This window comes from Propioniciclava sp. (assembly GCF_029977985.1).
In the GTDB taxonomy this organism is placed as follows: Bacteria; Actinomycetota; Actinomycetes; order Propionibacteriales; family Propionibacteriaceae; genus Propioniciclava.
This window is the reverse complement of record NZ_JARKOT010000025.1, coordinates 1-23967: the sequence shown is the minus strand read 5'-3', so window position 1 is coordinate 23967 and position 23967 is coordinate 1. Positions and strand designations below refer to the sequence as shown.

Here is a 23967-nt window from a genome sequence, read left to right as displayed (position 1 = left end):
AACCGGCGTCCGGGCGGACCGAGCCGGCGTGTCTGCACCCAACCGGCGTCTGGGGCGTCCCGAACCGGCGCCCCTGCACCCAACCGGCGTGCAGGCGCCCACCCGGCGTGGTTGGAGACCACCCCGCCCACGGAAGGGGAGCGACTACCTCCGTGGTCAAAGCAGCGGCAGCGCGGGCTGCCGCACCGGCGGCGTCCGGCTACCGTGGGGGGAACCGAGCGAAGGAGCGAGCATGACGGCCCCGGCACTGTCCGCCCAGCAGAGCGCAGCGGTGGCCGCGCGGCTCGCGAGCGCGAAGGGGTACACCGCCTGGCATGCCGGCGTGCGCCGCGACCCGCTGATGCGCCTGTTCACCGAAGCCGGGCGCCGCGATCGCTACCGGATCTATGAGCGGCTGCGCGCGGAGGGACCGATCGTGCGGTCGTCGACGGGGTTGCTGTCGGTCGTGAGCCATCCGGTCGCCGACGGCGTCCTCCGCAGCCGCGACGTGAGCGTCCACACCGGCAACCCGTCGGAGGGGGTGCTGGACCTGTCGTTGCTCGAACTCGACCCGCCCGATCACACCCGCCTGCGCGCCCTCGTCGCGCCCGCCTTCACCGCGCGGCGGATGCTGGTTCAGCAGGAGCGGATCGCCACCGCCGTCGACCGGCTCGCCGACGACCTCGCCGGCCGCCTGGCCGAAGGGCCGGTCGACCTCATGGCCGCCTACGCGAAACCCCTGCCGGTGATCATGATCACGGCCCTGCTGGGCATCCCCGACGCCCATGTGGCCGCCCTCAACCGGTACGGCGACGCGATCGGCCGGGCGCTCGACGGAGTGGCGTCGCTGGCCCACTTCCGGGAGGTCGCCGAAGCCGATGCAGGCCTGGGGTCGCTCTTCGCCGAACTCATCGAGGTGCGGCGCCGCGAGCCCGGCGACGACGTCATCAGTCAGCTGGTCCGGGCCGAGGACGCCGGCACACTCACCCGCACCGAACTCACCGCCCTGGCCCGACTGCTGCTGGTGGCCGGCTTCGAGACCACCGTCAACCTCATCGGCAATGCCGTCGCCTGCCTCATGGATCGCCCGGACCTGTGGAAGCGCCTCACCGACGACCCCGACCTCGCCGAGCGCGCCATCGACGAGACCCTGCGGTTCGACCCGCCGGTCCAGCTGACCGGCCGGACGCCGACGCGCGACCTCGACCTGTCCGGCCGGCGCCTGCCGGCAGGCACGCCGGTCATCGTGCTGCTGGCGGCCGCGAACCGCGACCCAGAGGTGTTCGCCCGGCCGGCCGAGTTCGATCTCGACCGGCCCAACCCGCGCGACCATCTCGCGTTCGGCACGGGCATCCATCACTGCGTGGGCCGGCCGCTCGCCGAGCTGGAGGCGCGTCTCGCCCTGGCCGCTCTCGCCCGCCGCTTCCCGCACCTGCGCCGCGCGGGTCGTGAGGTGCTGGGGGACGGCATGGTCCTGCACGGCCGGGCGGAGTTGCCCGTCCGCGCCTGAAGGCCTCAGACCGAGAGCAGCACCCGTTCGCGGGAGCCGGCGTCCACCCGGTCGTGGGCCTCGGCGACCCGGTCGAGGGGGAGGACGACGTGCGGCACCGCCAGCCCGACGGCCAGCGCGGACAAGTCGCGCACCGCGTCGGCCCGGGCCTCGACGCTGAGGTCGTCGCTGCCGACCAGCCGGATCGTCACGTTCGCGAACAGCAGCGGCCAGAAAGGCAGGGCCGGTTCGGCCTGGCGGGTCGCATAGGCCGCGAGCACGCCGTCGAGGGCCACCACGTCGGAGTCGAACGCGATGTTGTCGCCGAAGGCGACCTCGACGATCCGGTCGACGCCGTCCGGCGCGATCGCCCGCACCGCGGCTTCAGCCCCGGCGCCCAGCACGACCACGTGGTCGGCCACCTCAGCCGCCGCCGCGACATCGGCGTCCTTCCGCACGGTCCCGATCACCGCAGCCCCGCCCTGGCGCGCGAGGAGCGCGGCGAGCCGGCCGACCCCGCCCAGCACGCCCTGCACGAGCACCGTCTTGCCCGCGACGGGCCCGTCGGCGAACACGCACCGGTGCGCGGTGATGCCGGGGATGCCGAGGCACGCACCCACCTCCAGCGTCGCGCCGTCGGGCAGTTCGGGGGCCAGGGCGTCAGGGACGCACACGTACTCCGCGGCCGTGCCGAACGCCCGGTAGCTCTGGGCGCCCCACACCCAGACCTGCTGGCCCAGCCGGCTGGGCGCGACGCCGTCGCCGACGGCGTCCACCACTCCGGACCCGTCGGAGTGCGGGATGACCAGGGGGAACGGCAGGCCGAGGCCCTGCCAGTCCGCACGCTTCTTCGTGTCGCCTGGGTTGACCCCCGAGAACGCGAGCCGCACGCGGACCTCGCCGGGGCCGGGCTCGGGGCGGGGTTCCTCGCCCACCGTCAGCACGTCGGCCGCGACGCCGCCGCGCGTATAGCGGGCGGCCCTCATCGGAGGGTCTCCGCGAGGGTGGCCAGCGACGTGGCGCGGCGCCCGAGCAGCGCGGGGATGTCGTCGCTCACCTCGGCCAGTGCGCCCGAGGCGACGGCGGTGTAGGTCGACACCCACGCCTCGTACTGCCAGTCGGGTTCTCCGGGCCAGTCGGCGCGGCGTCTGCCGTAGGCCGCCTCGACCGTTTCGTTCTCGAACCGGTAGGGCCGGCCGGTGACATGGCTGAGGATCGCCAGCGCCTCGGCGAACGTGAGCGACTCCGGCCCGGTCAGCGTGTAGGTCGCGTCGGCGTGTGCCGCAGGCTCGCGCAGCACGGACGCCGCCACCTCGCCCACGTCGGTGCGGGCGACGAACGCACACCGCCCGTCGCCCGCGGGTCCACGCACCACGCCGTGGGCGTCGGCGAACAGGGGCAGCACGTCGGCGTAGAAGTTGTCCCGCAGCAGGGTGTAGGTCATGCCCGATGCCTTGATCGCCTCCTCGGTGTGGAAGTGGTCGCGACCGAGCGTGAACACCGCGTCGGGCGCGGCGGCGGCGAAGGACGTGTACACGAGGTGCTTCACGCCGGCTCGCGCGGCGGCGTCGACGAATGTGAGGTGATCCTCCCGCCGCGTCGCCGACTCTCCGGCCGACACCATGAAGGCCACATCCACGCCGGCCAGCGCGGCGCGCACGGCGTCGGCGTCGGCGTAGGTGGCCCGCGCGACCTCGGCGTCGGGCAGTTCGGGGGCGCGTGCCGGGTTGCGGACGACGAGTCGCAGCGGGACGCCGGCCGCGGACAGCAGCCGGGCGATCTGGCCGCCGAGGTGGCCGGTGGCGCCGGTGACAGCGATGGGCGTGGTCATGAGATCTCCTTGCGGGCGTCGAGGACGGCGGCGGTGTGGCCGCGCGCCCACGTCACGAGTGCGTCGGCGGCGGGGACGGCCGAGCGCCCGAGGGCGGTGAGTTCGTAGTCGACGTGGCGGACGCCGCCGGCGACCGGGATGCGCGCGGCCAGCCCGTCGGCCTCGAGGGCCCGCAGGGTGGCGGTGAGCATCTTGGGGCTGATCCCGTCCACGCGCTCGCGGAGCGCGCCGAACCGTGCTCGCCCCTCGCCGAGCGCGACGAGGGTGAGCACGGCCCACCGGTCGGCGATCGTGTCGAGCACCGTGCGCGACGGGCAGAGCCGGTTGAACGGGTCGAAGGCGGGGTTCACACCAACCCCTGTGCCGCCAGCCACTCCGAGGCGATCTGGTCGGGCCGCAGTTGCTCGCCCACGCTCTGGGCGTTGAGCGCCTGCAGTTCGCTCGAGGTCAGCTTCGCGTTGACCGCGTCGAGGACGGCCTCCGCGGCGGCGTCCACGCGGTTCGACACGAGCGGCAGGACGTTCTGCGGCAGGATCATGCTCTTCGGGTCCTCCAGAACGACGAGATCGTTCGTGGCGATGGCCGGATCGGCGGTGTAGAGGTCGGCGATCTGGACGGTGCCGTCCTTGAGGGCGCCGAGGGTCAGGGGGCCGCCGGAGTCCTCGACCGACACGAGCGTCACGTCGACCCCGTAGATCGCCTTGACGCCCTCGGGCCCGTAGGGCCGCTTCTGGAACTCGCTGTTGGCGGCGATGCGGAGGCCGGCGATGCCGGCCAGATCTTCGATGGAGGTCAGCTGGTGTTCGTCGGCGAAGTCGCGCGTGACGGTGTAGGAGTCCTGGTCGGACGCGTCGGCGGGCGTCAGGACGCGCAGGTTGGCGGGCAGCGCCTTGCCGAGCGCGGCCACGATGGACGCCGTGTCCGTCACCTCGGCTTGGGCGTCGTAGTACTGGAGCAGGTTGCCGCCGTACTCGGGCAGGATGTCGAGCTTGCCCGACTCGAGTTCGGGGATGTACACCTCGCGCTGGCCGATCTGGAACTGCCGGTCGACGGTGTAGCCGGCGTCCTCGAGGGCCTGGGCGTAGATCTCGGCGATGATCTCGTTGGAGTAGTAGGCCTGCGAGCCGACCACGAGGGTGCCTGTAGCGGCGGCCGTCGTGGAGCCGGCCGGCGTTCCGGCCGGAGCGGCGGTGGAACCCCCGTCGAGAGGGCTGGACTGGGTGCATGCGGCCAGGAGGCCGACGCCGCTGAGCGCGGTGAGGGCGACGAAGCGACGGCGGCTGAGGGCTGGTGACATGATGCGTTCCTTTCGGTGGGGATCAGCGGGCGGTGCGAAGCCCGGCCGGTGTGGCCAGGCGCTGGAGGGCGGCGAACGCGAGGTCGGCGACGAGCGCGAGCGCCACGACGAGCAGGGAGGCGGCGAGCATCTGGGGGTAGTCGCGGGTGCGCAGGCCGAGGAACAGGTAGCGGCCCAGCCCGCCGGCGCCCACATAGGCGGCGAGGGTGGCGGTCGCGACCACCTGCAGGAACGCCGAGCGGACGCCGCCCAGCAGCAGCGGCAGGCCCAGCGCCAGTTCGACCCGGGTGAGCACCTGCCACTCGGTCATCCCGCTGGCGCGGGCGCCGTCGACGGCGGTGCGGTCGGCCGCGCCGATGCCGGCGTAGGTCCCGGCCAGGATGGACGGCACTGCGAGGGCGACGAACGCGATCATCGGACCCACGAGACCGATGCCCAGGCCGATGCCGAGCAGGGTCACCAGGCCGAGCGTCGGCAGCGCACGGGCGGCCGAGGACAGGCCGACTGCCAGCCCGCGGCCCCTCCCCGTGTGGCCGACCCAGGCGCCCACGGGCACCGCAAGGATGCACGCGAGGAGGACGCCGATCGCCGAGTAGGCGAGGTGCTCGCCGAGGCGTGCCCAGATGCCGTTCGGCCCGCCTTGATGGGCAGGGTCGGTGATCCACGCGAGGGCTTGCAGGAGGAACGTCATGCCGCCCCCACCTTCGCCTCGGGCTCGACCGGACGCCGGCGGCGTCCGGAGGCGGGACGCGTCCAGGGCAGGACGGCCCGGCCGAGCAGGACGAGCAGCCCGTCGATGACCAGCGCGAGCCCGACCGTGGTGACGATGCCCGTGCCGATGGCGGCGAGGATGCCGCGCTGGAACCCGTCGGTGAACAGGGAGCCGAGGCTTGGGACGCCGAGCACGGCCCCCACGGTGACGAGCGACACGGTGCTCACCGCAACCACCCGCAGGCCGGCGAGGAGCGTCGGACCGGCGACGGGCAGTTCCACGGTGAGGAAGCGGCGCACCCGGCCGTGTCCGAGGGCGTCCGCTGCGTCGACGACCCGCGGGTCGATGGAGGCGAGGGCGTCCGCGGTGGCCGGCACCATGAGCGCGAGCCCGTAGAGCGTGAGCGCGACGATGATGTTGAACGGGTCGCGAATGCCTGTGCCCAGCACCAGCGGCAACACGACGAACAGCGGCAGCGACGGGATCGCGTACAGCAGACCTGCTGCGGTCAGCAACGGCGTCCGGAGCCAGCCCAGCCGTGTCGCGAGCCAACCGATCGGGAGGGCGAGCAGGAAGCTGGCCACGATCGGCGGCACCGCCAGCAGGAGGTGATGGGCGAGGTGGCCACCGATGACGTCGAGGTTGGCCAGAATCCACCTCACGGGGTGCTCCCGGGTGCGAGGACGCCGACGGCCCGGCCGTGTGCGTCGGTCAGGACGCCGCTGCCGTCGGGTGCGGGGTGGAGGGTGCGGTCGCCCCGGTTGAGGCCGACGAACCCGGCCACGAAGTCGTTGGCGGGGTGGGCGAGGATCTCGGCGGCGGTGCCCCGCTGGGCGATCCGGCCGCGGTCGGCGAGGATGATGATCTGGTCCCCGAGGGTGAAGGCTTCGTCGACGTCGTGGGTGACGAAGACGATGGTCTTGCCGAGGGTGGACTGGATGCGGAGCAGTTCGGCCTGGAGGTCGCGCCGGACGAGGGGGTCGACGGCGCCGAACGGCTCGTCCATGAGGAGGATGTTCGGATCTGCGGCGAGCCCGCGGGCGACGCCGACACGCTGCTGCTGACCGCCCGACAGCTGGTGCGGGTAACGGCGGGCGAGGGAGCGGTCGAGGCCCACGAGGTCCATCAGCGCTTCGGCGCGTGCGTGCGCCTCGGGCTTGGGCACCTTGTTGAGGAGCGGCACGGTGGCGATGTTGTCGATGACGCGCCGGTGGGGGAGGAGCCCCGCATTCTGCATGACGTAGCCGATGCTCCGACGCAAGGCGACGACGTCGCGGCGGGCGATGTCCTCCCCGTCGATGGTGATGGTGCCGCGGGTGGCGTCGACCATGCGGTTGACCATGCGCAGGATGGTGGTCTTGCCGCAGCCCGACGAGCCGAGCAGGACGGTGGTCCGGTGAGGCGGGAACTGGGCCGAGAATTCCTCGACCGCGACGGTGCCGTCGGGGTACTGCTTGGTGACGCCGGTCAGCTCGATCACGGGGGCCTCTCCAGAGCGTTAGGTAACCGGAAGTTACCACGCTGGTCAGCGTCGGTGTCAATCCCGTGGTTAGGTGGGTGGATCAGTCGTCGTCCAGGTCGCCCGCGAGCGCCTTGGCGGCCAGGTTCTCCTCCTCGGCCACCTCCCACACTTCCTTGGCCGCCGACACGTTGAGGACGACGATGATCGCGCCGAGCACGATGTCGGGCCAGCCGCTGCGGGTGAACCACGTCAGCGCGCCCATCGCGATGATCGCTGCGTTGACCAGCACATCGTTGCGGGCGGCCAGGAACGCTGCTGTCGACATCGACCCGCCCGCGTGCCGGAACCGGGCGAGGATGAGGGCGCACCCGAGGTTGACCACCATGGCGCCGCCTGCGGTGATGGCGAGTTGCACCGGGTCGGGCGGCTCGGGGGCGAGGGCCTTGGCGAACACCCCCACGGCGGCGGCGAGCGCGGGCACGCAGATGATGACCGCCATCACCTTGCCCATCACCGCGCGCCACCGCAGGGTGAAGCCGAGGGCGACGAAGATGAGCAGATTGACGGCCGTGTCCTCGAGGAAGTCGACCGAGTCGGCGAGCAGCGACACCGACCCGATCCCGACCGCGACGCCCACCTCGACGAAGAAGTAGGCCAGGTTGAGCAGGGCGACGATCAGCACGGCCCGCTGCAGGGCGCGCGGCCGGTCGGTGGTGCCGGTCATGCCCGCACCCTAGCGACCTTCTCCGCCGAGGGCCCCAGCGGTGTCCGCCGAGAACGCCGACCTTCGCCGCGGAGAGCCCCGGACTTCACCGCCGAGGACCCCAGGCCGACAGGGCAGCGGCGTCCGGCATGGCGTCCGCGCTGAGCGACGGGGGGCGTCCGGCTTGGGCCTCGTAGTCACGCAGGGCCGCACGCACCCAGCCGGTGAGGGCGACCAGCCCGGCCAGGTTGACGACGGTGATGAGGGCCATGGCGGTGTCCATGAGGATCCACACGTGGGGCAGCGCCAGCACGGCGCCGATGCCGGTGGTGGCCACGGTGACGCCGGCGAGCAGGTGCCGCGACCAATCCGGGCAGCGCAGGAACGCGAGATTGACCTGGGCATACGCGTACGCGCCCAGAATAGAACTGAAGCCGAAGAAGAAGACCATCACCAGCATCGGCCAAGTCGCCCAGGCCCCCAGCTGATGCGTCACCGCCGTGGTCGTGAGGGACGCCGCCTGCTCGCGGGCCGTGACCCCCGGGGTGTAGACCGCGCTGCCCGTCGACAGGATGATGAAGGCCGTCGACGTGCAGATGAGCACCGTGTCGATGAAGACGCCGAGCGACTGGACCAGCCCCTGCTGCACCGGATGGTCCACCGTGGCCGTGGCCGCACCGTTGGGTGCGGTTCCCATGCCCGCCTCGTTGCTGAAGAGGCCGCGCTGGGCGCCGTTGAGCAGCGCCGCCGTGACGCCGCCGCCCACGCCCGCGAGCCCCTCCCGCAGCCCGAAGGCGCCCGCGACGATGTCGGCGAGGAACCCGGGCACGCTCGGCAGGTTCGTGGCCACGACGGCGACGGCGATGAGCAGGTATCCGAACGCCATGGCGGGTGTGATCAACTCCGCCGCCCTCGCCACGCCGCGCACCCCGCCGAACACCACCACGGCGGTGAGACCGGCCAGCACGACCGCGGCCACCGTCGTGGGGACGCCCTCGGCGTCCGCGAGTGCCACGGCGATGGTGTTGGACTGGACCATCGGCATCGCCACGGCCATCGCGAACACCAGCAGCACGGCGAACAGCCCGCCCCACAGGCGCGACCGCAGCCCGACGCTCACGTAGTAGGCCGGCCCGCCCCGGTAGGTGCCGTCGCCGGCGGGTTCCTTGAACAGCTGCGCCAGCGTCGCCTCGGCGAACCCCGTGGCCATGCCGACCGCGGCGACGATCCACATCCAGAAAACGGCGCCCGGCCCGCCGAGGATCAACGCGAGCGCGACGCCGGTGATGTTGCCGATCCCGATCCGGGTCGCCATGCCGATGGCGAACGCCTGGAACGATGAGATGCCCCCGTCGGCGCCCGTCCGCGATCGCGTCAGGGATCGCACCATCGCCCCGAACTGCCGCACCTGGACGCCGCGGGTTGCGAGGGTCAGCCAGAGGCCGACCGCGATGAGGAGCCCGACGAGCCCGTACAGGTAGACGGTGCCGTTGAAGTCGTTGAGGGCGGCGAAGAAGGCATCCACCCCGAAACCCTAACGACCGGCCCCGGGGTGGGGCCGGGCCGTCCACCGGCACGCGCGGCGTCCGTTTCATTCTCGGATCCGGGCTTGAACTCACACCCGGATCCGAGAATGAGCCGCCTCACTCGTTGGCGGATCCCTCTCCGGCGAGGCCCAGAAAGTCCCGCCACGCGGGTACCTCGTGTTCGGCCTGCGCCAGGCCGAGGGCGTGGGCCTGCGTCAACTTCGCGACGTCGCGCTCGCCGTTGCCCACCGGCATGGTCTCGGGGATGAACAGGTAGGCGTCGCCGGACGCCTCGAGCGCGAACAGCTCCTCGCGGGTCGCGTTGTAGCGCATCCAGCGGGTGAGGAGGGCGTCCGCGACGGCTGGCCAGCGGCGGAAGTGGCGCCGGTAGAACCACGGTGCAGGCAGCGGCTTCTTCGTGAATTCCCGCTCCTGGGTGAGCACCACGAAGAACTTCGAGTAGCCTGCCGCACGAGCGGCGTCCAGGGCGATGCCGCCGGACATGCCGAGGGCGCCGTCGACGTAGAACTCGCCGTCGAGTTCGACGGGCGGCATGACGACCGGCATCGTCGACGATGCCTGCACGCGCGGCAGGATCGCGTCGAGCGTCGGCATGTCGGCGCGGTGCCACGTGACGGTGGCGCCGTCGGAGCAGCGCAGCGCCTGCAGCGCGACCTCGGCGGGGTGGCGGGTGAAGGCGTCCATGTCGAAGGGCAACAGGCCGTCGGGGCCGGAGGTCTGGCGGTAGATGTAGTCGGAGTGGAACAGACCCTTGCCCTGCACGAAGGTGCGCCAGTTGCCGAAGTTGGGGTCGGACGCCAGGTCGATGAAGGACGCCCGCGCCCGCCACGCGTCCGAGCTGACGTAGTTGAGCGTGTTCGTGGCGCCGGCCGAGATGCCCGCGACGAAGGGGAAGACGATGCCGTGCTCGATGAGTTTCACCACGACGCCCGCCGTGTAGGCGGCGCGCATGGCGCCGCCCTCGAAGATGAGGGCGCCGTCGGAGACGTTGGCTCGGAGCGGTTCGTCGGCGGAGGGGGCAGTACTCACCCTCAGCAGCCTAGTCTCGCACCGTGCGGGGCCCGACGACCGTCACCCCGTGGCCGGCCACGCGTGCGATGAGCCCTCGGTCGGCCGTCGCGAGCGTGACCGTGTGGCCGGACGCCGCCGCCGCGGCACACTGCGCCGCGATGGTGTCGTCGCCGGAGGCGGGAGCGTGGACGACCCGGATCCCGCACGCCGCCCCTTCGGGCATGGCCGCGCGTGCCTGCCCCTCGAGGACCACGAGCACCTCGTCGTGACCGAGGGCGGTGGCGTCCAACTGCTCGACGAGCCGCCGGGCGGCACCCGGCCGGTCGCGCCACCAGCCGTCGGGCACGGAGCCGACGACGTTGGCGGCGTCGATGACGAGGAGCCTCATGCGTCGGGGCCGTCGACGGGCCAGAGGTCGACCGACACGAGGTCGCCGCCGGCGAGGCGTTCCGTCGTGCGGACCGACCGTTTCACCGGCAGCACGAACGCCCCGTCGCCGATCGGGAAGATCGGCGTGCGCCAGACGGTCGCGCCGATGCGGGCGTCCACACGGATCGAGCCGAACCCACGCGGCGGCCCGCCGGCGAGGTGCAGGTGATCGGCGAGGTCTCGGGGCACCGTGACCATGCGGAACGCGGGCCGTTGCTCCCACCGGAACAGCGGCGCGGTGAACGAGAAAGCCGGCCCAGCCATGACCGACAGCTTACGGGCGGCGTGAGAGGACACGGTTAGGGTGGAGACATGTCGCTCTTCACCGCCGAGGCTGCCGGGATCGCCGCCGAGATCGTCGCCCTGCGCCGCGAACTGCACCAGATCCCGGAGACGGGGCTCGAGTGCCCGCGAACGCAGGCGCGCATATTGGCCGCCCTCGACGGTCTCGGCCTGGAGGTCACCACCGGCGAGGCGTGCAGCTCGGTCGTCGCCGTGTTGCGAGGCGGCCGTCCCGGCCCGGCGGTCCTGCTGCGCGGCGATCTGGACGCGCTGCCGGTGGTGGAGGAATCGGGCGAGCCCTTCGCCGCCACCAACGGCAACATGCATGCGTGCGGCCACGACCTCCACGTCGCGGGACTCGTCGGTGCCGCCCGCCTCCTCGCCGCCCGCCGCGACGACCTGCCGGGCACGGTCGTGTTCATGTTCCAGCCCGGCGAAGAGGGTCAGGGCGGCGCGCAACTCATGATCGAGGAGGGTGTCCTGGACGCTGCCGGCGACCGGGTCGTCGCAGCCTACGGGGTCCACGTGGCCACGGGCCCCGACGGCGTGTTCCAGGGCAAGCCGGGCCCGCTCATGGCGAGCGCCAACGAGCTTCACGTGACGGTGCACGGACGCGGCGGGCACGGCTCCCAGCCCCAGACGTCGCTGGACCCGGTGCCCGCCCTGCTGGAGATCGGAACCGCCCTCCAGGCCATGGTGACGCGCCGGTTCTCGGTGTTCGACCCGGTCGTTCTCACGGTGACCGTTCTCCAGGCGGGAACGGCGGTCAACGTGATCCCGCCGAAGGCGTCGCTCAGCGCCACCGTTCGCACCCTGTCGCAGGACGCCATCGACACCCTCGTGTCGGAGACCAGGCGCCTCGGCGAGGGCATCGCCGCCGCTCACGGCTGCACCGCCGACGTCAGATTCGAGAGCCACTACCCGGTCACGGTCAACGACGACGCCGAGGCCGCCTTCGTGGCGGACACCGTCGCCGACCTCTTCGGCGCCGACCGCTACCTGGCCATGACCGATCCCCTCATGGGTTCGGAGGACTTCAGCTTCGTCCTGGCCGAGGTGCCGGGTGCGTTCGTCTTCCTCGGTTGCACGCCGCGCGACCGCGACTGGCAGACCGCCCCGTGGAACCACTCGCCGCTGGTTGTGTTCGACGACGGCGTCCTGCCCGATCAGGCCGCCCTCCTCGCCGAACTCGCCTGGCGGCGTCTCGAGCGAGGCTGAGAGTTCAGCGCCCCGGAGCGGCGAGCCGGGCGACGATGCCGTTCAGGGTCTCGGACGGCCGCATGACCGCCGAGGTCTTGGCGGCGTCCGGCTTGTAGTAGCCGCCGATGTCGACCGGCGAGCCCTGGACGCCGATCAGCTCGGCGTCGATCTGGTCGGCCTTCTCGGCCAGCTCGGCTGCCACCGGGCCGAAGATCTCGGCGAGTTCGGCGTCCTCGGTCTGGGCGGCCAACTCCTGCGCCCAGTAGATCGCGAGCCATGCGTGTGAGCCGCGGTTGTCGATCTGGCCGACCTTGCGCGCCGGCGACTTCCCTTCGTTGAGCAGGGTGCCGGTGGCGGCGTCCAGCGCATGGGCGAGCACGGATGCGCGCGCGTTGCCGGAGGTGCGGGCGAGGTGTTCCAGGCTCTCGGCGAGGGCGAGGAACTCACCGAGGGAGTCCCAGCGCAAGTAGTTCTCGGCGACGAGCTGCTGGACGTGTTTGGGCGCCGATCCGCCGGCGCCGGTCTCGAAGAGGCCGCCACCGTTCATGAGCGGGACGACGGAGAGCATCTTGGCGCTCGTGCCCAGTTCGAGGATGGGGAACAGGTCGGTGTTGTAGTCGCGCAGCACGTTGCCGGTGACCGAAATGGTGTCCTCGCCGCGGCGGATGCGTTCGACGGAGAACTTCGTCGCCTCGACGGGGCTCATGATCTCGATCGACAGCCCGTCGGTGTCGTGCTCGTCGAGGTACGTCCGGACGAGCTCGATGAGGTTGCGGTCGTGGGCGCGGCTCGGGTCGAGCCAGAACACGGCGGGCGTGTTCGACACCCGGGCGCGCGTGACGGCGAGCTTCACCCAGTCACGGATGGGGGCGTCCTTGGTCTGGCAGGCGCGCCAGATGTCGCCGGCGGCGACCTCGTGCTCCATGAGAACGTCGCCGGCAGCGTTCACGACCTGCACCTTGCCCTCGGCGGAGATCTCGAACGTCTTGTCGTGGCTTCCGTACTCCTCGGCCTTCTGCGCCATGAGGCCCACGTTCGGCACCGACCCCATGGTGGCCGGGTCATAGGCGCCGTTGGCCTTGCAGTCGTCGATGACTGCCTGGTAGACGCCGGCGTAGCTCGAGTCGGGAATGACGGCGAGCGTGTCGGCCTCCTGCCCGTCCGGGCCCCACATGTGCCCCGACGTGCGGATCATGGCCGGCATCGAGGCGTCTACGATCACGTCGGAGGGCACGTGCAGGTTCGTGATGCCCTTGTCGGAGTTGACCATGGCCAGCGCCGGGCCGTTCGCCCGTTCGGTGTCGAAGGAAGCCTTGATGTCGGCGCCGTTCGGCAGCGCGTCGAGCCCGGCGAGGATCGCGCCGAGACCGTTGTTGGGCGACAGGCCCGCCTCCGCCAGCGCGGCTCCGTGGTTGGCGAACGTCTGCGGGAAGAAGGCGCGCACGACGTGGCCGAAGATGATGGGGTCGGACACCTTCATCATCGTCGCCTTCAGGTGCACCGAGAACAGGACGCCGAGATCCTTGGCCCGTGCCACCTGGGCGGCGAGGAAGGTGTCGAGGGACGCCGCCCGCATGACCGTGGCGTCCACGACCTCGCCGGCGAGCACCCCGAGGCCTTCCTTCAGCGGAGTGACCGCACCGGCGGCGTCCACGTGCTGAATGGTGAGGGTGTCCGCGGCGGGCATGACGACGGACTGCTCGTTGCTGCGGAAGTCGTCGACGCCCATGGTGGCGACCTCGGTGCGGCTGTCGGCGCTCCAGGCGCCCATGGAGTGCGGATGGCTACGGGCGTAGTTCTTGACGGCGGCGGGCGCGCGGCGGTCGGAGTTGCCCTCGCGGAGCACCGGGTTGACGGCCGAGCCCTTGACGGCGTCGTAGCGGGCCTTCTCCTCGGGGGAGGCGCTCTCGTAGTCGGGCAGGTCGTAGCCGAGGGCCTGCAACTCGGCGATGGCCGCGTTCAGCTGGGGCACGGACGCCGAGATGTTCGGCAGTTTGATGATGTTGGCCTCAGGGGTCAACGCCAGCTCGCCGAGCTCGGCGAGGTCGTCGGAAACCTGTTGGCCGGCGGGGAGGCGATCGGCGAACGCGGCCAGAATGCGGCCGGCGAGCGAGATGTCGCGCGTGTCGACCTCGACTCCTGCGCTGGAGGTGAAGGCCTGGATCACGGGCAGGAACGAGTAGGTGGCCAGGAAGGGCGCCTCGTCGGTCCAGGTGTAGATGATCTTGGCCATCGCGATGGGTTCCTCTCGGTCGGGTCGCTCGTGCCTGCGCCGTGGCCGGCACGGGGTGCGTCGCGGGCCAGCCTAGCGACCCGTGCCCCCGGGGTGGGACGCGTGGGGCCCCCGTCGGTCATCGACGGGGGCCCGCAGCGTGATTGGCTGGAGATGGCGTGACGATTCCAGCCGGGGTGAGCACCGGGGCGTTCCCCATGACCACGTCACCCGGCCACGGTGGTCGGTCTGCAGACCGCCTACGGACGCTGGTTCCTTCACCCGTCACCACCCCTTCCTCGGGGCGGTACATGACCTTTTCTAGTGGTCAGGTCAAGCACCCCGCAAGGGGTTGGGCGTGTCGTCCACAGGGGCGTTGCGGCGTCCACAGGGGAGTCGGGATCTGTCCACATTCTGTACCCACAGGGCTGTGGAAAACCGCGCAGTCACCGTTGGCCGAGCGGCACGTAAGAGCGGTCGCGGTGGCCGGTGTAGAGCTGTTTCGGGCGCATGATCTTCTGCTCGGGGTCGGTGACCCCTTCCAGCCACTGGGCGCACCAGCCGGCCGTGCGCGGCACGGCGAAAAGCACGGTGAACATCTCCGGCGGGAACCGCAACGCCTCGTAGATGAGGCCCGAGTAGAAGTCGACGTTCGGGTAGAGCCGACGCCGGACGAAGTACTCGTCGTTGAGCGCGATCTTCTCCAGCTCGACGGCGATCTCGAGCAGCGGGTTGACCCCGGTCACCTCGAAGACCTCCTCCGTGGACTTCTTGATCACCTTGGCCCGCGGATCGTAGTTCTTGTAGACGCGGTGGCCGAAGCCCATCAGGCGGGCCTTGCCGCTCTTCACGCCGTCGATGAACTCGGGAATCCGATCCTTGGAGCCGATCTCGCGGAGCATCTTCAGCACCGCCTCGTTCGCCCCGCCGTGCAGCGGGCCGAACAGGGCGCCGATCCCGGCGCCGGCGGAGGTGTAGACGTCGTTGCCCGCCGATGCCACCGACCGGACCGCGTTCGTGGAGCAGTTCTGCTCGTGGTCGGCGTGCAGGATGAACAGGACCTCCATCGCACGCGAAACCCGCGGATCGGCGCGGTAGACCCGCTGCTGGCTCTGGAACAGCATGGCGAGGAAGTTGTCGACGTAGCCCAGCTCGTCGTTGGGGTAGACGAAGTGCCGGCCGATCGAATGCCGGTACGACCAGGCCGCCATTGTGGGGATCTTCGCGATGAGGCGGACGATGTTCATGTCGCGGGCGCCCGGATCGTCGAGGCGGCGCGAACTCGGATAGAACGTCTGCATGGACGCCACGGCCGCCATCATCTTGGCCATCGGGTGGGCGTCGTGGCGGTACGCCTGGATGAACCGGCCCACGTTCTCGTGGACAAACCGGTGGGTGTTGACGAGCTTGTCCCATTCGGCCAGCTGGTCCGCGGTCGGCAGTTCGCCCTTGAGGAGCAGGTAGGCGACCTCCAGGTGGGTCGCGTTCTCGGCCAACTGCTCGATCGGGTAGCCCCGGTATTCGAGGATGCCCGCATCGCCGTCGATGTAGGTGATCGAACTGTGGCAGGACGCCGTGTTCACGAATCCCGGATCGAAGGACGCGAGGGGTCCTTCGGGCGTCTGGATGGCGCGCAGATCAGTGGCCCTGATGGACCCTTCGGTGATGGGCAGCTCGGCGCTGTCCGCCCCGGCGGAGATGCTGAGGGTGTCCGACATGGGGTTCACCCTAGGGTCGGGCCGGACGCCGTGGGTGGGTGTCCAGCAGCCGTCGCCCCGCGCAAGACCTCGGGCACCTGTGATGGGGGAGGGTCAACGGGCCGTGGGCGTGGCCTGTTCGAACCGCAGGCGCCACGTGTCGTCGTGCTTGACCCAGATCGACGAGCGCAGCGTCACGGTCGCCGCGCTGCGAGCCCGCCAGCGCACGTGGACGATCCAGGGGGCGAGTTCGTCCACACCCTCCACCTCCAGCCGGGTCGGGTCGGGCAGGGGAGCAAGCGTGGCCAGGAATCGGCCCTTCCCGGAGATGCGACCCTTCGCGTCGTGTTCGACGAACCGCGGGTGCAGGTGCGCGGCGTACGCGTCCCGGTCCCGCCGTACCTCGTCGGTGAGCAGCGCCCGTTGGAGGGCGACGACCGCATGCTCGGCGTCCTCTCCGGCCGAGATCTTCTGGTTCGAGCCTGCCGAGCCTGTCGAGTCCGGCTGCCTCGCCGAACCCGTCGGGTCCGCTGCGTCGGCCGAGCTCGCCGAGTCGAGGGCCACGTCCAGCAGGTCCGGCTCGGGGACCACGCCGGGACGCACGTCCCGCGTGCCCGCACCGGCGGCGTCCGGGCCGAAGCCGGGTCCCTCGTCGACGGGGAGGCCCCTCTGGAAGGCGGTGGCCGCAGCGCGGGCACGCGCATCGGCGGCTTCGTTGAGTTCGTGCCCGGCGTGACCCTTGACCCATTCGAACGTGACGCGCCGGCCTGCGAGGGCGGCGTCGATGCCCTGGAGGAGTTCGACGTTGAGGACGGGCTTGCCGTCGGCCTTCTTCCAGCCCTTGCGCTTCCAGCCGGGCAGCCATCGGGTGACCGCGTTGATGACGTATTGCGAGTCGCAGTAAACGAGCAGGTCGTCGCCGGCGTCGGCGGTCTGCTCGAGCAGGTCGAGGACGGCCATGAGTTCGCCCATGTTGTTGGTGCCGTGTTTCCACCCGCCGGCGCGCCAGCGGTCCCCGTCGACGAACCAGGCCCAGCCGGTCGGTCCGGGGTTGGAGAGGGACGATCCGTCCGCGGCGGCGATGATCACCGGCCCATTCTGCCGGACGCCGAGAGCCCCGGGTCGGTGCGTCGGGGACCGGCGGTCAGGGTTGCCGCGTCGAGTACCGGCGGTCAGGGGTTCGGGCGGACGAGACCCGCGTCGTAGGCGAGGACGACCAACTGGACGCGGTCGCGGGCGTTGAGCTTCGCCAACAGGTGACCCACGTGGGTCTTCACCGTGGCCTCGGCCAGCCACAGCTCCTTGGCGATCTCGGTGTTCGTCTTGCCCTGCGCGATCGCGGTGAGCACCTCGGTCTCTCGCTCGGTCAGAATGCTGAGCCGGTCCTGCGCCCGGCTGGCCGCCTCGCCGGCGACGGGCAGCGTCGGCACGAACCGCTCCAGCAGGCGCCGCGTCGCGGTGGGCGCCACGACGGCTTCCCCGCCGTGTACCGCCCGGATGCCGGCGAGCAGTTCGGCCGGTCCGGCGTCCTTCAGCAAGAACCCCGACGCCCCTGCCTGCAGCGCGGCGTACACGTACTCGTCGAGGTCGAAGGTGGTCAAGACCAGCACCTTCGTGTCCACGCCGGCGTCGACGATGCGCCGGGTGGCCTCGACACCGTCCATGATCGGCATGCGGATGTCCATGAGCACCACGTCGCAGCCGCCGGGCGACAGGGCGCGGGCGACGGCGTCCCGCCCGTTGCCGACCTCGGCGACGACGGTCATGTCCTCCTGCGCGTCGAGAACCATCCGGAAGCCCAGCCGCACGAGCTCCTGGTCGTCGGCGAGCACGAGGCGGATCGGTTCGTTCATGGGTTCCTCCGTGGGTTGGTCGGGAATCTGGCCACGACAGCGAACCCGCCGTGGGGAAGGTTGCCGGTGCTGAGCGTCCCGCCGAACGCGGCGACGCGCTCGCGCATGCCGATGAGCCCGTGGCCCAGGCCGTCGGTGGTGGTGACGCCCTGTCCGTCGTCGCGGACACCGACGGTCAGCCAGTCGGGCGCGTGGTCGATGGTGACGAGCGTCCGCGCCTCGGGTCCGGCGTGCTTGACCGTGTTGGTCAGCGCCTCTTGAATGATGCGGTAGGCGGCCAGTTCGATCCCCGGGCCGAGCAGGCCCCGCAGCCGTGGATCGCCCGTCACCTGCATCTGCACGTAGCGCCCTGCGTCGGACAAGCCCGTGACGAGGTCGAACACGTCGCCCAACCCGGCGGCCGGGGTGCGCTCGTCGCCCGCGTCACCCGCATCGCTGCGCAGGACGCCGACGAGCCGGCGCGTTTCGGCGAGGGCCTCGTGGGCCGTGTCGCGGATCGTGCGCAGGGCCCGCTCGGCGGTGGCGAGCCGCACGGTGGGGTCGCCCTCCATGGACGCCGCGTAGGCGCCTCCGTCGGCCTGCACCACGATGACGGCGAGCGAGTGCGCGACCACGTCGTGCATCTCGCGGCCGATCTGTTGACGTTCCTCGGACGCCGCCAGCATCGTCTGCTGTTCTCGCTGCTGTTCGATCGCGACGCTGCGCTCGCGCGCTGTCTCCCGGGAGGCCCGGGCGCTCCGCGCGAGCGCCCCGAGCGACCAGCAGGCGGCCACGATCGACGCGAGGAGGAAGAACGCGAGGGCCCCCACCTCGTATCGGTTGCCCTGTGGCTGGCTCCAGTCCAGGGCGGCGGCCGCCGCTGAGGCCAGCGAGACCCCCAGCCACCACGGCCGGGTGCGGGGTTGGGCCCAGGAGGCCAACGAGAAAACCATGACGGGCACGGCGATGTTCCCGGGCAGCGGCGTGTCCAGCAGCGCGAGTTGCGCCACGTGGGGCACGACGAGGAGAAGGGCGGCGGCGTCCGGACGCGTGCGTCGCAGCGCGAGCGGCGCGCAGTAGAGCAGCCCACCGAGCAGCCCCCAACCGGCGGAGCCGATCGCGATCATGGTGGCGGGCACGACGAAGATGGCGAGCAGCCCGGCGAGGACGATGTCGGCCGCGAGACGCTGGGTGGTCCACCAGCGCACGGGGTCGAAACTCGTCACGGGGCCAGCCTAGGGAGTTGCGACTCCCGCGACGTCAGCCCGTGGCCGGGAACCGGCTCCGCCCACGGGACCGACCGCGGAGGCCGCCCGGGCGCCGAGCAGCACCAGCCCGACGAGCAGCCCGACGCTGGCCAGCGAGAACCAGAGGCCGAGGTCGGTGTCGCCGCTGATCCGAATCGCACCGATGAACGCCAGCACCAGGGCGAACGCGACCCCGACGGCCGTTGCGGTCGGACGCAGCTCGGGGTGGCGCCTGGCCGTGAGGACGGCGACCACCACCGCGGCGCCGGCCACCGCCGCCAGACCGAACCGGACCGCGTGCAGCCCGACGGGAGTGCCCGTGTCCGCCTGCAGGATCGTCGCGACCGGCCAGCTCATGCAGCGCGTGTACGAGCCGGCACCGGCGGCGTAGAGGCTGGTCAGGTGCATCGCGAGCGCCGAGCCGAAGCCGAGCCACGACCACCCCGCGACCCGGCCGGACGCCGCTGGTCGCCGCGGCCGCTCGAGCAGCACGGTCGCGGTCACGATCGCGGCCATGGCGACGACCGCCGAGCCGAGGTCGGCCGCAGACACCCAGGCAGGGAAGGTGACGCCCAAGACGATTCCGCGGCCCACGTAGCCGGCGACGATGGCGCCGAGGACCGTGATCCACGGCAGGATCTTCACAGCCGACGGCACGTTGCGCAGCCGCAGGGAGAGCACGGCGGACGCCAGCGCGAACGGCCCGGCGAGGATCGCCGACGTGCGGTGGATCATCTCGATCCACGGATTGCGGTAGAGCGCCGCACTCAGCCCGTTGTCGGGCAGGAGAGCGCCGGTCTGGCAGCCGGGCCAGTTGCCGCACTCGAAGCCCGACTCGGTGGCGCACACCACCGAGCCGAGCGCGACGGCTGCGATGGTGCAGGCGGCGGCGATGCGGAACACGGTGAGTGTGGTGCGGGGTGCGGACGACTCCATCGTTGCGACCTTTCCTGCTGGGCTCCCCGTCACCCTAGACCTGGGCTCGGACAGAATCCCCCGGCGTCCACGACAGGTCGTCGTAGAGGGGCGCTCCGGCCCACGGTGGGTCAGTGCGGGTGCTGGTAGCGGGAATGGTCGTGGGCGTGGGGGCCCGCATCGTGAGCAGCATGCGGATCGTCCACCACGTCGGCGGACGCGGCATGGTCGTGCAGGGAGCCGAGACCGTAGGCGTCCGTGAGATTGGCGGTGGTCAGCACCGACGCGGGCGGCCCGGAGGCGACGCATCGTCCGTTCATGAGCACGACCCAGTCGGCGGCGCGCGCCTCGTCGAGATCGTGGGTGGTGAGGACGACCGCGTGCCCGCGTTCGCGTTCGGAGTGGATGATCTCGTCGATCACCCTGGCCGAGGTGATGTCGAGCCCGGTCAGGGGCTCGTCCAGGAGCAGGGCTTCATGGGCCTGGGTGATGCCCTGCGCCACGTACACCCGCTGCCGTTGCCCGCCGGAGAGTTCGTCGAGGTGGCGCCCGGCCAGTTCGGTGACGCCCAGCCGGTCCATGGCACGGGCAACGCGGGCGCGATCATCGGCGGAGGGGCGTCCGAACCAGCCGAGCCTGGGGTAGAGCCCCATGCCGACGGCCTCCCGCACCGTGATGGGGGTGCCGGCCGGGAACGCCTGTGACTGCATCACGTAGCTCACCCGAGGTGGGCGCACGCGTGGCGAGACGCCGAGCACGCTCAGTGTCCCCGCGAGGGGCTCGAGCACGCCGGCGAGGGCGCTGAGCACGGTCGACTTGCCCGACCCGTTGGGCCCGATGATGGCCGTCACCGCCCGGTGCGGAATGGTGAAGCTGGATGCCGTGACGGCCACCTGGTTGCCGTACCCCAGGCTCAGGCCGGACGCCTCGGCGAGTAAACCCGTCACGCGGCGACCCCCTCGGCGAGGGCCCGCGGACGCCGCAGGCGGGCCACCGCGCGGGTGCCGGCGAGGAGGGCGAAGAACAGGGCGACGGCGACCAGGGCGGTCGTCGCGGCGCCGGCGGTGCCCAGGCGATAGGACAGCAGCAGCCCGAGCCAGACCGAGAGTGCGCCGAACCCCACCGACCACGCGAACATGCGCGGCACGGTCCGGCTCACGAGCGCGGCGGACGCCGGCGGCCCCACGAGCAGGCCGAAGACCAGCAGCGTGCCGACGGCCTGGAAACTGGCGATGACGGCGGTGGCGATGAGGACGAGCAGGGCGGCGTGGGTGAACCGGGGAGCCATGCCGAGCGCCTGCGCCTTGGCGGGGGAGAAGCTGAGGGCGAGGAGCGGACGGAACAGCACGATCGCCGCCACCACCACGACGGAGCCGAGGACAGCCATCGTGGTGATCGTCGCTTCGGAGACGCCGAAGATGTCCCCGAAGAGGATGGCCGTGAGGCTCCCTGTGTAGGCGTTCGACGAGCTGATGATGGCGACGCCCAGCGCCATCATGCCGACGAACAGCAAACCGATGGCGGTGTCCTCCTTGAGGGCGGTCTGGCGGTGGATGAGCTCGATGCCGCCCACCATGAGCAGCGCCGCCACGGCGGCGCCGAGGTACGGGTTGAACCCGAAGATGACGGCCGCGGCGATGCCCGGCAGGACGCCGTGCACGAAGGCGTCCCCGAAGAAACTCATCCCGCGCAGCACCAGCCACACGCCGACGACCGAGCACATGACGGCGGCGATGAGCCCGCCCACCAGTGCACGCTGCTGGAAGCCCAGCAGGAACGGTTCGATCCACCAGTCCACGAGCGTGAAGGTTACGCGAGGGCGTCCGCCACGAGGCGGGCGTCCGCAAGCATCATGCCGGCGTAGGTGGCGGCGTCCGTGCCGGGTTCGCCGACCGAGCCTTCGTACAACTGGACCACCTGCACGTCGGTGCCCGCCTCGGCTGCGAGGGCGTCCACAAGGCGCGGGTTGACCGTGTTGTTGCTGAAGACGACGCTGACCCCGTCCTCCCGGATGACTTCGACCAGCCCGGCCAGGTCGGCCGAGTTCGGCTGGGCGTCGGTGCTGCCGCCCGGGATGACGACGCCGGCGATCTCGAACCCGTAGGCGTCAGCGAAGTAGTTGTAGGCCTCGTGGTCGGTGATGAGGATGCGCTTCTCGGTGGGGATGGCGCTGAGGATCTGGCGCACTTCGGCGTCCGTGGCGCGCAGTTCGCCGGCGACCTCGGCGCCGCAGCTGGTGTAGCGGTCGTCGCCGGTCTCGGCCGCCAGCCGTGCGCCGATCTTCTCGGCGGCCGTGGCCATGCGGCCGACGTCCATGTGGACGTGCGGATCGTAGGTGCCGTGGTCGTGCTCGTCGGAGTGCTCCTCGGACCCCGTCGCGTGCGTGTGGCCGGCGTGCTGGGCCGCCTGGGCGGCTTCGATGTCGGCGTAGGCGAGTGGGTCGAGGTCGGGAGCGACCTCGTAGATCGTGGCACCGTCGGCGGCCGCGTTTCCGAGTGCGGACTCCAGGCCCTGTTCGAGGCCGAGGCCGCTCGCGACGACCAGCTTCGTCCGGACGAGTTGCGCCACCTGGGCCGAGGAGACCGAGAACTCGTGCGGGTCGTCGCCGGGACCCATGAGCGTGGCTGAACTGGTGCCGGCGCAGTCGGTGATGTCGCCGAGGATCGAGCCCAGCTGGGTCGTCGTCGCGATGGCGACGGGATCGCTCTGTCCGGACGCCGGCGCCGCGGCCGGGGTGCCGCAGGCCGCCAACGCGGCCAGCACGGGCACGGTGAGGAGGGCTCGAACTCGCATGCGAGGAGTCTACCAGGTATTGAGAATCGTTCTCAAACGGGGATGAGTCTGATCTCACCGGGGTCGATGGCGGTGAATCGTGTGAGTGAGACGCTTAACCTCGATCGACCCCGGTCAGATCAGATCGCCCGCCCCACCCTCGGGCTCGCGTCACTCCCATACCAACGTCGGGAACGTCTCTTCGGTGCGACGGATCAGGTCCACGTACCTGCTGGAGGCCGACTCGGGCGACACCCGGATGTCCTTGAAGAACGGCGACCTCTGCCAGGTGATCTTGCAGAAATGGACGCCGTCCTCGGCGGTCTGCCCGGCGTTGTGGAAGTACGCCTTGTGGTCCCACTCGCTGGCCGCGTGATTGGCCCAGTGGAAGTCCAGCGCCGGATCGGCGATCGGGGTGATGCCGGCTCCGACCCTGGCGTACTGCGTCATGTACATCTCCGCGCACCACGCCTGGATCGGGTACTCGTGACCCTCGGGGTGGTACTGGTCCTGCGTGCTTCGCATGTGGTGGTAGGCGGCGACGGACGTGCGTTCGACGTGCTCCCAGAACGCGGCGTCGGTGTCCTTGATGAAGTACTGGGCGCCGATCGAGTTGTGGTCGTGCGCCAGGACCGCATCCGGGTCGGCGTCGGCGATCCGGCACAGGTCGAGGAACAACTGCTCTCCCTTGGAGCGGATGTAGTCGGCGCCCGTGTAGCTGCGCGTGCTCGACCCGTACCAGCGGCCGTCGTGGGCGGAGTAGGGGGAGAAGTCCATGGGGTGGGTGAACATCACGTCGGGGTCGAGATAGTTGTGGACCTCGCGACCCATCTCGGGGAACTGGTCGAAGTACCGGCTGAGCAGCCAGGGCTTCATCGAGGCGCTGTAGCCCTTGTCCGTGCGGGTGTCGGGGTAGGCGTGCAGGTAGCACCGCAGCTCGTCGGACTCGAACAGCCTCCGCAGTCGATCCGAAGGCGTGTCGTTGAAGTAGACGACGAGGTAGTGGGCGTCCTCCTCGTAGCCGAGTTCGCGCAAGTGCGCCGCCTGGACGAGGAGTTGCCACAGGTAGTAGTCGTGGTCCGGCACCGGGATCAGGAACTGCACGCGATCAGCGGCCTCTCGGGCGATGGATGCGACGAAGCCCGCGAGGGCTGCTCCTCGCGGGCTTCGTCGTGATCAGGATCAGGCGTCCGCGCCGGTGGTCTCGGCCGGGGCAGCCTCGGCCGGGGCAGCCTCGGTCGTGGCGGCTGCCGTGGTGGTCGTGGTGGTCACCTCGACGGTGGTGGTCGTGGTGGTGACCTCTTCCTGGGCCTGCGGCTGCGCCGTGGTCGTCGACGTGGTCGTGCCCGG

General features: G+C 71.2%; 24 protein-coding genes. 2 read left to right on the top strand and 22 right to left on the bottom strand.

Going from position 1 to position 23967, the window contains the following annotated elements; all coding sequences use genetic code 11:
* Positions 1-232: 232 nt before the first annotated feature.
* Complete coding sequence (locus Q1K57_RS02175) at positions 233-1489, top strand: cytochrome P450 (RefSeq protein ID WP_300078515.1); 1257 nt, start codon at positions 233-235, stop codon at positions 1487-1489.
* 5 nt (positions 1490-1494) lie between these two features.
* On the opposite strand, the gene Q1K57_RS02170 is transcribed toward Q1K57_RS02175, so the two are convergent.
* From Q1K57_RS02170 to Q1K57_RS02115, 12 genes are all read right to left on the bottom strand, one after another.
* Positions 1495-2454, bottom strand: coding sequence for an NADPH:quinone reductase (locus tag Q1K57_RS02170; protein WP_300078512.1), 960 nt, complete (start codon positions 2452-2454; stop codon positions 1495-1497).
* Positions 2451-3299: an SDR family oxidoreductase gene (locus tag Q1K57_RS02165; protein WP_300078509.1), complete on the bottom strand. Its 849-nt coding sequence runs from the start codon at positions 3297-3299 to the stop codon at positions 2451-2453. The genes Q1K57_RS02170 and Q1K57_RS02165 overlap by 4 nt, the downstream gene beginning before the upstream one ends.
* Entirely contained in the window at positions 3296-3649 is a 354-nt protein-coding gene (locus tag Q1K57_RS02160) for a helix-turn-helix domain-containing protein (RefSeq protein WP_300078507.1), read from the bottom strand. The genes Q1K57_RS02165 and Q1K57_RS02160 overlap by 4 nt, the downstream gene beginning before the upstream one ends.
* Positions 3646-4596 (bottom strand): glycine betaine ABC transporter substrate-binding protein, encoded by a 951-nt coding sequence (locus tag Q1K57_RS02155; protein WP_300078505.1) that lies wholly within the window; start codon positions 4594-4596, stop codon positions 3646-3648. The genes Q1K57_RS02160 and Q1K57_RS02155 overlap by 4 nt, the downstream gene beginning before the upstream one ends.
* 22 nt (positions 4597-4618) lie before the next feature.
* A complete protein-coding gene (locus Q1K57_RS02150; protein WP_300078502.1) occupies positions 4619-5287 on the bottom strand; it encodes an ABC transporter permease subunit in 669 nt (222 codons plus the stop codon).
* Complete coding sequence (locus tag Q1K57_RS02145; RefSeq protein WP_300078500.1) at positions 5284-5970, bottom strand: ABC transporter permease subunit; 687 nt, start codon at positions 5968-5970, stop codon at positions 5284-5286. The genes Q1K57_RS02150 and Q1K57_RS02145 overlap by 4 nt, the downstream gene beginning before the upstream one ends.
* Positions 5967-6788, bottom strand: coding sequence for an ATP-binding cassette domain-containing protein (locus Q1K57_RS02140; protein ID WP_300078498.1), 822 nt, complete (start codon positions 6786-6788; stop codon positions 5967-5969). Before Q1K57_RS02140 ends, Q1K57_RS02145 begins: the two co-directional genes overlap by 4 nt.
* An 82-nt stretch (positions 6789-6870) precedes the next feature.
* On the bottom strand, positions 6871-7494 hold the full coding sequence (locus tag Q1K57_RS02135) for a cation transporter (RefSeq protein ID WP_300078496.1): 624 nt from the start codon (positions 7492-7494) through the stop codon (positions 6871-6873).
* Between the two features lie 85 nt (positions 7495-7579).
* On the bottom strand, positions 7580-8998 hold the full coding sequence (locus tag Q1K57_RS02130) for an alanine/glycine:cation symporter family protein (protein WP_300078494.1): 1419 nt from the start codon (positions 8996-8998) through the stop codon (positions 7580-7582).
* Between the two features lie 118 nt (positions 8999-9116).
* The gene (locus Q1K57_RS02125) at positions 9117-10049 is read right to left on the bottom strand and encodes a patatin family protein (protein WP_300078491.1); all 933 of its coding nucleotides are present in this window, start codon (positions 10047-10049) and stop codon (positions 9117-9119) included.
* Between the two features lie 10 nt (positions 10050-10059).
* Entirely contained in the window at positions 10060-10419 is a 360-nt protein-coding gene (locus Q1K57_RS02120; RefSeq protein WP_300078489.1) for a hypothetical protein, read from the bottom strand.
* Positions 10416-10724, bottom strand: a complete 309-nt coding sequence (locus Q1K57_RS02115) for a DUF1905 domain-containing protein (protein ID WP_300078487.1) — start codon at positions 10722-10724, stop codon at positions 10416-10418. Before Q1K57_RS02115 ends, Q1K57_RS02120 begins: the two co-directional genes overlap by 4 nt.
* A 48-nt stretch (positions 10725-10772) precedes the next feature.
* Between Q1K57_RS02115 and Q1K57_RS02110 the strand changes: the two genes are divergently transcribed.
* On the top strand, positions 10773-11960 hold the full coding sequence (locus Q1K57_RS02110; RefSeq protein ID WP_300078485.1) for a M20 family metallopeptidase: 1188 nt from the start codon (positions 10773-10775) through the stop codon (positions 11958-11960).
* A gap of 4 nt (positions 11961-11964) precedes the next feature.
* On the opposite strand, the gene Q1K57_RS02105 is transcribed toward Q1K57_RS02110, so the two are convergent.
* The 10 genes from Q1K57_RS02105 to Q1K57_RS02060 form a co-directional block, all read right to left on the bottom strand.
* Entirely contained in the window at positions 11965-14175 is a 2211-nt protein-coding gene (locus tag Q1K57_RS02105; protein WP_300078482.1) for an NADP-dependent isocitrate dehydrogenase, read from the bottom strand.
* 425 nt (positions 14176-14600) lie between these two features.
* Positions 14601-15872, bottom strand: coding sequence for a citrate synthase (locus tag Q1K57_RS02100; RefSeq protein WP_300078478.1), 1272 nt, complete (start codon positions 15870-15872; stop codon positions 14601-14603).
* Positions 15873-15965: 93 nt separating this feature from the next.
* Positions 15966-16940, bottom strand: coding sequence for a ribonuclease HI family protein (locus Q1K57_RS02095; protein WP_300078476.1), 975 nt, complete (start codon positions 16938-16940; stop codon positions 15966-15968).
* Positions 16941-17023: 83 nt separating this feature from the next.
* Positions 17024-17704, bottom strand: a complete 681-nt coding sequence (locus tag Q1K57_RS02090) for a response regulator transcription factor (protein WP_300078474.1) — start codon at positions 17702-17704, stop codon at positions 17024-17026.
* Positions 17701-18909 (bottom strand): histidine kinase, encoded by a 1209-nt coding sequence (locus Q1K57_RS02085; RefSeq protein ID WP_300078472.1) that lies wholly within the window; start codon positions 18907-18909, stop codon positions 17701-17703. Before Q1K57_RS02085 ends, Q1K57_RS02090 begins: the two co-directional genes overlap by 4 nt.
* Positions 18910-18918: 9 nt before the next feature.
* Positions 18919-19866 carry a hypothetical protein gene (locus Q1K57_RS02080; RefSeq protein ID WP_300078469.1) on the bottom strand — a complete coding sequence of 316 codons (948 nt, stop codon included), beginning with the start codon at positions 19864-19866 and terminating at the stop codon, positions 18919-18921.
* Between the two features lie 110 nt (positions 19867-19976).
* Positions 19977-20792 (bottom strand): metal ABC transporter ATP-binding protein, encoded by an 816-nt coding sequence (locus Q1K57_RS02075; protein WP_300078467.1) that lies wholly within the window; start codon positions 20790-20792, stop codon positions 19977-19979.
* Positions 20789-21643: a metal ABC transporter permease gene (locus tag Q1K57_RS02070; protein WP_300078465.1), complete on the bottom strand. Its 855-nt coding sequence runs from the start codon at positions 21641-21643 to the stop codon at positions 20789-20791. Before Q1K57_RS02070 ends, Q1K57_RS02075 begins: the two co-directional genes overlap by 4 nt.
* 11 nt (positions 21644-21654) lie before the next feature.
* Positions 21655-22638, bottom strand: a complete 984-nt coding sequence (locus Q1K57_RS02065; protein WP_300078463.1) for a metal ABC transporter substrate-binding protein — start codon at positions 22636-22638, stop codon at positions 21655-21657.
* A 150-nt stretch (positions 22639-22788) separates the two neighbouring features.
* A complete protein-coding gene (locus tag Q1K57_RS02060; protein ID WP_300078461.1) occupies positions 22789-23721 on the bottom strand; it encodes a hypothetical protein in 933 nt (310 codons plus the stop codon).
* Between the last annotated feature and the right edge of the window lie 246 nt (positions 23722-23967).

Excerpts from the sequence above, each read along its gene's own strand:
- Q1K57_RS02105 (WP_300078482.1), bottom strand. The coding sequence starts at position 14,175 with ATGGCCAAGATCATCTACACCTGGACCGACGAGGCGCCCTTCCTGGCC.
- Q1K57_RS02100 (WP_300078478.1), bottom strand. The coding sequence starts at position 15,872 with ATGTCGGACACCCTCAGCATCTCCGCCGGGGCGGACAGCGCCGAGCTG.
- Q1K57_RS02065 (WP_300078463.1), bottom strand. The coding sequence starts at position 22,638 with ATGCGAGTTCGAGCCCTCCTCACCGTGCCCGTGCTGGCCGCGTTGGCG.
- Q1K57_RS02090 (WP_300078474.1), bottom strand. The coding sequence starts at position 17,704 with ATGAACGAACCGATCCGCCTCGTGCTCGCCGACGACCAGGAGCTCGTG.
- Q1K57_RS02150 (WP_300078502.1), bottom strand. The coding sequence starts at position 5,287 with ATGACGTTCCTCCTGCAAGCCCTCGCGTGGATCACCGACCCTGCCCAT.
- Q1K57_RS02110 (WP_300078485.1), top strand. The coding sequence starts at position 10,773 with ATGTCGCTCTTCACCGCCGAGGCTGCCGGGATCGCCGCCGAGATCGTC.
- Q1K57_RS02120 (WP_300078489.1), bottom strand. The coding sequence starts at position 10,419 with ATGAGGCTCCTCGTCATCGACGCCGCCAACGTCGTCGGCTCCGTGCCC.
- Q1K57_RS02155 (WP_300078505.1), bottom strand. The coding sequence starts at position 4,596 with ATGTCACCAGCCCTCAGCCGCCGTCGCTTCGTCGCCCTCACCGCGCTC.
- Q1K57_RS02115 (WP_300078487.1), bottom strand. The coding sequence starts at position 10,724 with ATGGCTGGGCCGGCTTTCTCGTTCACCGCGCCGCTGTTCCGGTGGGAG.
- Q1K57_RS02175 (WP_300078515.1), top strand. The coding sequence starts at position 233 with ATGACGGCCCCGGCACTGTCCGCCCAGCAGAGCGCAGCGGTGGCCGCG.
- Q1K57_RS02170 (WP_300078512.1), bottom strand. The coding sequence starts at position 2,454 with ATGAGGGCCGCCCGCTATACGCGCGGCGGCGTCGCGGCCGACGTGCTG.
- Q1K57_RS02165 (WP_300078509.1), bottom strand. The coding sequence starts at position 3,299 with ATGACCACGCCCATCGCTGTCACCGGCGCCACCGGCCACCTCGGCGGC.
- Q1K57_RS02080 (WP_300078469.1), bottom strand. The coding sequence starts at position 19,866 with ATGGAGTCGTCCGCACCCCGCACCACACTCACCGTGTTCCGCATCGCC.
- Q1K57_RS02135 (WP_300078496.1), bottom strand. The coding sequence starts at position 7,494 with ATGACCGGCACCACCGACCGGCCGCGCGCCCTGCAGCGGGCCGTGCTG.